Source organism: Streptomyces niveiscabiei, from assembly GCF_001419795.1.
GTDB lineage: Bacteria > Actinomycetota > Actinomycetes > Streptomycetales > Streptomycetaceae > Streptomyces > Streptomyces niveiscabiei.
On sequence record NZ_LIRL01000944.1, the window covers coordinates 1 to 3,368 of the forward strand.

The following is a 3,368-nucleotide window of genomic DNA, read 5'->3' on the forward strand; positions in this document are numbered from 1 at the left end:
CCTCAGGTATTACCCGGGTACTACTCGACGACCCTGACCCTGGTCTCCGTCGCCCCGAACGCCCACAGCGCCGCGCCGTCCTCCTTGTGGAGGCGGATGCCGCCGGTCTGCGTGCCGGCCGGGGCGGGCGGCGGGGAGGAGCCGTCGACGGCGTTGGAGAAGGCGATGTTGATGCCGGACTTCACCGTGAAGTAGACGACGTGCTCGACGGCGACCCCGTCCGAGCCGGTGGTCGCGGGCGTGCGCACGGAGATCGTGTACGTCCCCGGCGCGGGGTCGACCGTCCCGGGCCAGACGTCGAAGGTGCGGCGGGACTGGTCGTCCGCGTCGACCAGCCAGACCCGGTCCTCGGAGAGCGAGTAGACGATACGGCGGCCCGTGCCCGACTTCGCGGGTAGTCCCGGAGTATTAGGTGTGGACGCCTCGGGAGCCACCGACTGCCGAGGGGTGGCGGACGGCTTCGGACTGGCCGCGGCCGTCGGATGAGGGTGCACGCCGTTGTCCGCTTCGAGCGCCAGGAAGCCCACGCCGACGATCGCCCCGGCCGTCAGACCGGTGACCCAGACCCACGAGGGAAGCCGCAGGGCAGGCACGGGCACGCAACTCCTCAGTCTCCGACCCCCGCACGTCGGGGGTCGGATCATCCTACTGTGGAGCGCCTGGCCGCCGGGCCCGTACCGGTCTCCCTCAGGTACCGTTCCAAGATCGCAACCAGCGCTCCACCAGGGTCAGTCGAGGACCGGCAGCAGCTCCGGGAGGTGCCCGTCGGACGCCTCCGCCGCCTGTTGCCGCTCGGCCGGGACCTCGCCGTACAGCGTCGTACGCGGCTTCGCCGGACGCCCCGCCGCCTCGGCGACGGCGATGAGGTCCCGGATCGACTTGTACGAGCCGTACGACGAGCCGGCCATCCGCGAGATGGTCTCCTCCATCAGCGTGCCGCCGAGGTCGTTGGCGCCGGAGCGCAGCATCTCGGCGGCGCCCTCGGTGCCCAGCTTCACCCAGCTGGTCTGGATGTTGGGGATCCACGGGTGCAGCAGGAGCCGCGCCATCGCGGTCACCGCGCGGTTGTCCCGGATCGTCGGGCCGGGCCGCGAGATGCCCGCCAGGTACACGGGTGCGTTGGTGTGGATGAACGGCAGCGTCACGAACTCCGTGAATCCGCCGGTGCGTTGCTGGATCCCGGCGAGCGTGCGGAGGTGACCGAGCCAGTGGCGCGGCTGGTCGACGTGGCCGTACATCATCGTGGACGTCGTGCGGATGCCCAACTCGTGGGCGGTGGTGACGACTTCGATCCAGGTCGCGGCCGGCAGCTTGCCCTTGGTGAGGATCCAGCGGACCTCGTCGTCGAGGATCTCGGCGGCCGTGCCGGGGAGCGTGTCAAGTCCCGCTTCCCTGGCCTGAGTCAGCCACTCGCGGATCGAAAGGCCGGTGCGCGTCGCGCCGTTGACGACCTCCATCGGCGAGAAGGCGTGGACGTGCATCCCGGGGACGCGCTCCTTCACCGCCTTCGCGATGTCGAAGTACGCGGTGCCCGGCAGGTCGGGGTGGATGCCGCCCTGCATGCAGACCTCAACCGCCCCGAGATCCCAGGCCTGTTGGGCGCGGTCGGCGACCTGGTCCAGGGAGAGGGTGTAGGCGTCGGCGTCCGTACGGCGCTGCGCGAACGCGCAGAAACGGCAGCCGGTGTAGCAGACGTTGGTGAAGTTGATGTTCCGCGTGACGATGTACGTGACGTCGTCGCCGACCGCCGACTTCCGTACGTCGTCGGCGATGTGAGTCAGCGCGTCCAGCGCGGGGCCGTCCGCGTGGAAGAGCGCGAGCGCCTCCGCGTCGGTCAGCTTCGTCGGGTCGTCGGCGGCCGTCGCCAGGGCCTGGCGTACGTCGGTGTCGATGCGCTCGGGGACCATGCCGGGGGCGGCGGCCTCGCGGAGTTCGGACCAGTCGCCGTACACCTCGTCGAAGTCGTCGCGGCGGTCGGACGTACGGCCCTCGGTGTCGATCGTGCGGTGCAGGTCGGTGCGGCCGGTGGCCTCGAAGACCTCCTCGGGCTCCTGCCAGGGGCGGCCCTCGACGACGGCGTCCGGGATCGCGAGGCCGGTCTGCGGGTCGGCGAGCGCGCGGACGTGCGGGAGGAGGCGGGGATCGAGCCAGGGTTCGCCGCGCGTCACGAACTCCGGGTAGACGCACAGGCGTTCACGGAGTTCGAAGCCGGCCGCCTCGGAGCGGCGGGTCAACTCCTCGATCTGCGGCCAGGGTCGCTCGGGGTTGACGTGGTCGATGGTGAGCGGGGAGACGCCGCCCCAGTCGTCGATGCCGGCGCCGATCAGGCGCTCGTACTCGCCGTCGACCAGGTTCGGCGGGGCCTGGATGTTCGCGGCGGGGCCGAGGATCAGGCGCGATACGGCCACCGCGGCGACCAGTTCGTCGAGTTCGGCGTCCGGCATGCCGCGCATCGCCGTGTCCGGCTTGGCGCGGAAGTTCTGGATGATCAGTTCCTGGATGCCGTGGTGCGCGCGGGAGACCTTGCGCAGCGCGAAGAGCGACTCGGCGCGCTCCTCGTACGTCTCGCCGATGCCGATCAGCAGGCCCGAGGTGAAGGGGACGGAGGAGCGGCCCGCGTCCTCCAACACCCGTAGCCTGACGGCCGGTTCCTTGTCCGGGGAGCCGTAGTGGGGGCCGCCGGGCTCGGACCACAGGCGGGTCGCCGTCGTCTCCAGCATCATGCCCATGCTCGGCGCGACCGGCTTGAGGCGCTGGAGGTCGGTCCAGGACATCACCCCGGGGTTGAGGTGGGGGAGCAGCCCGGTCTCCTCCAGGATGCGGATGGAGATGGCTCTCACGTAGGCGATGGTGTCGTCATACCCGTGCGCGTCGAGCCACTCGCGCGCCTCGGGCCAGCGGTCCTCCGGCTTGTCCCCCAAAGTGATGAGGGCTTCCTTGCACCCCAGGGAGGCACCCTTGCGAGCTACGTCGAGTACCTCGTCGGGGGACATGAACATGCCGTGGCCGTCCCGGCGGAGCTTGCCCGGCACCGTGACGAAGGTGCAGTAGTGACACTTGTCGCGGCACAGGCGGGTCAGGGGGATGAAGACGCTCTTGGAGTACGTGATGACACCGGGCCGGCCGGCCGCCGCCAGGCCCGCGTCACGCACGCGCGCGGCGGTCGCCGTGAGGTCGTCGAGAGCCTCGCCGCGCGCCTGTAGCAGCACAGCCGTCTCGGACACGTCGAGCGCGACGCCGTCCCGGGCGCGTTTGAGGGCGCGACGCATGGAGTTCTCGGTGGGGCCGGTTCCCGAGGTCGCGGAAGTCGTCATCCTTTGAGCATACGTTCGAGGTCATCGGAGGTGCGGGGGTGCTCGGTGGGGGTG

At 70.7% G+C, this 3,368-nt stretch carries 2 protein-coding genes; both read right to left on the reverse strand.

What is annotated here, in order from left to right; all coding sequences use genetic code 11:
• Positions 1-20: 20 nt before the first annotated feature.
• On the reverse strand, positions 21-599 hold the full coding sequence (locus AOK24_RS37500; RefSeq protein WP_055724413.1) for a L,D-transpeptidase: 579 nt from the start codon (positions 597-599) through the stop codon (positions 21-23).
• A gap of 129 nt (positions 600-728) precedes the next feature.
• Complete coding sequence (locus AOK24_RS37505) at positions 729-3,314, reverse strand: bifunctional FO biosynthesis protein CofGH (RefSeq protein ID WP_055724414.1); 2,586 nt, start codon at positions 3,312-3,314, stop codon at positions 729-731.
• Positions 3,315-3,368 lie beyond the last annotated feature (54 nt).

Excerpts from the sequence above, each read along its gene's own strand:
- AOK24_RS37505 (WP_055724414.1), bottom strand. The coding sequence starts at position 3,314 with ATGACGACTTCCGCGACCTCGGGAACCGGCCCCACCGAGAACTCCATG.